Source organism: Candidatus Omnitrophota bacterium, assembly GCA_018894435.1.
Lineage (GTDB): Bacteria > Omnitrophota > Gorgyraeia > JAHIPI01 > JAHIPI01 > JAHIPI01.
Genome location: JAHIPI010000001.1, coordinates 1 through 5,397, shown reverse-complemented (window position 1 = coordinate 5,397; position 5,397 = coordinate 1). Strand labels below are relative to the sequence as shown.

Here is a 5,397-nt window from a genome sequence, read left to right as displayed (position 1 = left end):
TTTTATTATCCTTCTTATCTGCCTGTCGCTTAGAGACAGAATACTGGCTGCCTCTATTTGCGTTACTCGTCTATCGAGCGCCTTGTGGATTATGCTTATCCGCCTCAACTCCTCTTGACTCATGGTGACTGTGTCCTTTCCTGCCATAAGGGCCTCCTTTGGAAGAGGCTATTATAGCAACTTTGGGATAGGACATTTTAACTTTGCTGAAAGCGGACATTATTATATTGCGATTACACCCCGTTAGAAGTCCGCACCAACAGGTGCGGCAGTCGCCTTCGGTGCCTTACTTCTAACGGGGTAAAGGAAAATGAAGGGGCCAAAAAACGCATTTTACTTCGGCATTCTCGGTTATCTTGATCTCGCTTTCAGTGCCGAGCGTTACTACACCATGCCAAATGCCTTTTTTCAGTACGATAGGCCTATTTAAATAAAAACACTCTATTTTTTGTGGGTTTTTGCTGCCTGCAAGATAGATGAGGCTCTTGCCGCGGACCGGCTCGAAGCTTTCAAATGAACCCGGATGCTTTTCAAGCCTGGTTATGGATTTATCTCTGAGGATGAGATACGCTATTCTCCAGCCGCAGCGCCGGTTCTCTTTTAGGACTATGCGGAAAAGGTTTGAGTTTTTAGTTTTGGAATGTTTTTGCGAATGGGCTATAAGCCAACCGTATCTTTTGAAATTTACGGCCGCAATCTTTTTTATCTTCACCAATATTAATTAATAAGGCTTTGGATATCTTTGGGGAGACGGTCCGACTTCGTTACAAAAACTATTCCAACATCGTATTCGCCGCTCGATCTCTCTTCTATCCTTACTACCTTGCCAAGAATGCGGTTATTAATTATAAGGGCATTCTTTTCTATTTCTTCGCAGACTCTCGCGGTGCGGTAATCAAGGTTTAGCACTAAAAGGCTTGATAACGTGGGTACCTCGGTGGTGCTGAAAAGCATGCCTGAACCGCTAAGGTTGCGGCCGATGGCATTGATAAGCGACGACATAAATCTCTTGTCTTTAGACAAATTTACAGTGTTGTAGCTAAAATCTTTTTCGTAATTGCATCTTAAAAATTTTCTTCGTTCATTGCTTCTGTAATTTTCGTCCATAAATACCCCCTTGCTTTGAGTGACAATCTATAGTATACCCTCAAAAACGCTAAACGACAAGTAAAAAAGTGAAACAAATAGGGAAAAACAAACTTTCTATTTTCTCTACAGACTTTATTCTGCGCTGTATTCAAATTTCACAATTTTATATTCCAATAAACCTGCGGGAACTTGGATCTTCACTGTTTCTCCCGCTTTTCGTCCTATCAAGCTTTTTCCTACCGGCGATGTGATGGATATCTTATTTTGGGAAAAATCTGACTCATCCGGGCCCACTAAATAATACGCCATCTTTTCTTTGGTTTTAAGGTTCTCTAAATATACTTTGGCGCTTATATTGATTTTTGTAGTATCGATTTTCAGGCTTTCTACTGTTGCGGCGCGGCTCAGTTTGTCCTCCAGCTCGGCTATCCGTTTTTCGATAAGCCCCTGTTTATCTTTTGCGGCATCATATTCGGCGTTTTCACTGATGTCGCCTTTGTCGCGCGCCACTCCTATCTCTTTTGCTATTTCGCGCCTGTCGAATTTTTTAAGCCGCTCCAATTCTTTCATCAATTCTTCATACTTTTTCTGGGTAAGGTAGACTCGTTCCATAATATTCTCCTGCTTGTTGTCGCGGGACACGTTGATGCTTCTGCAAAACTATCGGGTTCAACATGTCCCGCCGTGTGGCTGTACAACCATTCTTTACGCTATTGGTTCATCTACAAACGCTGTCAGTTAATCTTCGGGAGGCACCGTGAGCCCTGTGGCGGCGCTCATGCCCCACGCTACTTCAGGCGATATTCCTATCTTTTCGTATATAGGGTGCACAACTTTCTTCAAATGCGGTATCTTGGCGGCAAATAAGAGCGAGGCAAGGGCGCAAAGCAGGCCGCTTATCATAAGCGTCTTCGGCGCTCCTATATTATTGGCAAGATATCCCGCTATAAGGCTCCCTAAGGGCATCATGCCCATAAAAGCCATAGAATAAAAACTCATGACTCGGCCGCGTTTATCATCGTCCACTATGGTTTGCAAAACGATGTTGCTCGTCGCCATTTGGACCATAGAACCGAAACCGATCGTCACCAATATGGCCAGAGATACCCACAGATTATTCGAAAATGAAAAGAATATCATGCCTACGCTGAATATAGCCGATGAGATCGGGATAATATTGCCTAAACGCAATACACCGCGCCGCGAAGCAAGATATAAGGTGCCGATAAGGGCCCCTACGCCTACGGCCGCCATAAGAAAGCCAAGGGTTCCCGGTCCGCCGTGAAAGACATCCCTTGCAAAGACCGGCATAAGTACCACATAGGAAGCGCCTAGAAGGCTCATGGTCCCCAAAAGGATCAATATAAATTTTATGGGCGTGGAGCCGAATGTATAATTAAAACCTTCCTTCAGGCCGTGCATGACATTTTTATAAACTGCCTTTCTTTTCTTCGGGCTGATCTTCATAGCCATAAGGCATGCGATTACCGCCAGAAAAGTTATCCCATTTAAAAGAAAGCAGACTCCCTCACCGGCAAGCGCTACAATTACGCCTGCTATCGAAGGCCCCACAAGCCGCGCCATATTGAACATAAGAGAATTGAGCGCTATGGCATTTCCCAACGCCTCTTTTCTCTCGACCATTTCGATCACAAAGGACTGGCGAGCCGGTATATCAAATGAATTTATTACCCCGAGAAATATACCCATAACGATAATATGCCAAACTGCTATTGTGTGAGTAAGGGTAAGAAACGCCAGAATAAATGCCTGGATCATTGCCAGTATCTGAGTGATTAAAAGTATGCTGCGGCGGTCGTATCTATCGGCGAAGACGCCGGCAAAAGGGCTTAATAAAAACGTGGGTATCTGGCTTGAAAATACGACTACACCCAGCATGAGCGCTGAATTAGTAAGTCGGTACACAAGCCAGCCCATCGCGATATACTGCATCCAGGTCCCTATAAGAGAAATACCCTGCCCTATAAAAAATAGACGGAAATTTCTATATGCAAGGGTCCGGAATATGTTATTAAAAAAAGATTTTTTCATAGGCATTAATTAAAATAGGGACAGTTGCCATCGTCCCTATTTTTATTTAGTGGTTCTACTCCGCTCGAATACTTTCGTATTCGAGCTTCGTAGGAACTCATTCTAACTCTGACCTTACCCCTTACACTGTACAGCCTGTAAGTTGAGATTCTGGTGTTTTTTGTTGTTGTTTTTGTTCTTTCCAGGTCTTTCTGAATTCTTCCGGTGTTAGGCCGTTTAATGATCCGTGCGGCCTGAATGTATTATACTCCATTCTCCAGTCTTCGATAATCTTTTTTGCTTCCCCGAGCGTTACGAAGTAATGCTGATTAAGGCACTCGTGCCTCAATCGACCGTTAAACGACTCGATAAACGCATTCTGTATGGGCTTGCCGGGTTTAATGAAGTCAATACGTGCATTGTTATTGTATGCCCACCGGTCAAGAGCTATACCTGCAAATTCAAGACCATTATCAGTCGTAATCACTTCCGGGCATCTCTTCGCAAGGACAAGCCAATCAAGAACTCTTGTTACACGATCACCGTTAATCGACGTATCAACTTCGATTGCAAGGCACTCCTTGGTAAAGATATCAATTACTGTCAAGGCCTTGAACTTCCTACCGTTCCATAAGCCGTCTGACACGAAGTCCATTGCCCATCGCTCATTCGGCCTTGTCGGCTCCGCGAGCTCCAAGCGAAGCATCGCCGCCCGCTTATGGCGCTTGCGCAACTTTAGCGTCAGGCCGTTCTCTTTGTAGATTCGCCAGGTGCGCTTGGGGTTCTTCACGAGCCCCTCGCGCCGAAGCACGTCGTGGATAATCGGATAGCCCCAGCTCTTATGTTTATCAATGAGCTCTTTTATGCGCCTAAGGACATCCGCCTCGTTATCCTTCTTAACGGTCTTATAATAACAACTCGACCGATTAAGCTCTACGATCCTGCACGACCTTGACGTCGACAGCCCAAAGTGCCCTTGCAATCGAGCGACTGCTTGCCGTTTTACTTTGGGCTTAGGAAGTTTTTTGAATTGAGCGCCTTTAACGCCTGTATATCGAGCGTCTGATCCGCCACGATATGCTTTAAACGCCTATTCTCATCCTCAAGCGCCCTCAGGCGCTTCGCATCTGATATCTCCATACCGCCATACTTCGATATCCATTTATAGATCGTTGCGTCAGAAACATTCATCTCTCGTAATAAGTCCGATACCTTGGTACCCTGCTCATGCCTCTTCAAAACACCTATTATCTGCTCCTCAGTAAATCTCTTACGTGCCCCCATTGTGAGCCCCCTTTCCATGATACTTTACACCAGGAGACTCAACTTGTAAACTGTCTAGTTTTTGGGGGGAGGGTCAACTCCGCTATAATTCCTACGAAGCCACACTACTACGAAACACTAATATGTGCGAAGTAGAATGGTGCGGGAAGGGGGATTTGAACCCCCAAGGGTTGCCCCACAAGGTCCTCAACCTTGCGTGTCTGCCAATTCCACCATCCCCGCACGTATTATACCTACTGCGTATCTCTTAATCTTTTCCTAATCGCATTAGTCCTTTTGGACGAGAATTTGACTGTAAAATCGTGCATTTCTCTAAGCAATTCTAACTTTTTTTCCGGCGGTATAGCCATGAATCTTTTTAATCGCTCTTCCTCGGTTTCCCATTTAAAAATCATTTCATCGCCCTCAATCTTTTTATTTTTTTCAATTCTTCAACATCTACCATATCTATATTGCGGCCCGATGCGGTTTTCATCTTAATAAGATTATCTATAGAAACCACCGGCACTATAATATTATCGCCCTTAACACATATGGCCGTTTTTTTAGCTTTTTCGAACGAAACGGGGGAGTCTATTAGTATGTCCACTTCTTTAAATTCGTCCTCCTTATAAAAATTGAAGGCCTTCATATGTTTATTTTTTATCCAATCTTCCCTAAGCTTCTTATCCGCTATACCTATGGGATCAACGGGTTGTTTTACTTTGTATCCTTTTTTCTTAAGGATATTAACTACTTTGGTTAGATTATTGTCTGTCATAGCAACTAATATATCCATATCAGCTGTGTTGCGCAACCCGCCCAAAAGGTTAAATGCCATGCCGCCTACGAGCACATATTTTACTTTTTGCTTCTGAAACTCCCTTAAAATTTCCTCGTAAAAAAACATATTGTTAGCTTTCTTTTTGCTATATTATACCATCACCTTTACTAGGCGCAAGAATAAAAACACCGCCTGCGCCCCGCATCTACAACTTACGCTCGATCTTGGCC

General features: G+C 44.0%; 6 protein-coding genes, 1 tRNA gene and 1 pseudogene. All 8 read right to left on the bottom strand.

All coding sequences use genetic code 11. The features are described 5' to 3' along the window. Positions 1–292 precede the first annotated feature (292 nt). The 8 genes and pseudogenes from KKI13_00040 to KKI13_00005 all read right to left on the bottom strand — a co-directional run bounded on the left by KKI13_00040 (position 293) and on the right by KKI13_00005 (position 5,293). Entirely contained in the window at positions 293–712 is a 420-nt protein-coding gene (locus tag KKI13_00040) for a hypothetical protein (GenBank protein ID MBU4487444.1), read from the bottom strand. A 5-nt stretch (positions 713–717) separates the two neighbouring features. Beyond that, the gene (locus tag KKI13_00035; GenBank protein ID MBU4487443.1) at positions 718–1,107 is read right to left on the bottom strand and encodes a PilZ domain-containing protein; all 390 of its coding nucleotides are present in this window, start codon (positions 1,105–1,107) and stop codon (positions 718–720) included. Positions 1,108–1,221: 114 nt separating this feature from the next. Then, positions 1,222–1,701: a transcription elongation factor GreA gene (gene greA / locus KKI13_00030; GenBank protein ID MBU4487442.1), complete on the bottom strand. Its 480-nt coding sequence runs from the start codon at positions 1,699–1,701 to the stop codon at positions 1,222–1,224. 126 nt (positions 1,702–1,827) lie between these two features. Next, positions 1,828–3,141 carry an MFS transporter gene (locus KKI13_00025; GenBank protein MBU4487441.1) on the bottom strand — a complete coding sequence of 438 codons (1,314 nt, stop codon included), beginning with the start codon at positions 3,139–3,141 and terminating at the stop codon, positions 1,828–1,830. 187 nt (positions 3,142–3,328) lie between these two features. Beyond that, a pseudogene (locus tag KKI13_00020) lies at positions 3,329–4,404 on the bottom strand (IS3 family transposase). Between the two features lie 137 nt (positions 4,405–4,541). Further along, a tRNA-Leu gene (locus KKI13_00015) sits at positions 4,542–4,626 on the bottom strand. A gap of 11 nt (positions 4,627–4,637) precedes the next feature. Then, entirely contained in the window at positions 4,638–4,799 is a 162-nt protein-coding gene (locus KKI13_00010) for a hypothetical protein (protein ID MBU4487440.1), read from the bottom strand. Further along, complete coding sequence (locus tag KKI13_00005; GenBank protein MBU4487439.1) at positions 4,796–5,293, bottom strand: nucleotidyltransferase family protein; 498 nt, start codon at positions 5,291–5,293, stop codon at positions 4,796–4,798. Before KKI13_00005 ends, KKI13_00010 begins: the two co-directional genes overlap by 4 nt. Positions 5,294–5,397: the final 104 nt, after the last annotated feature.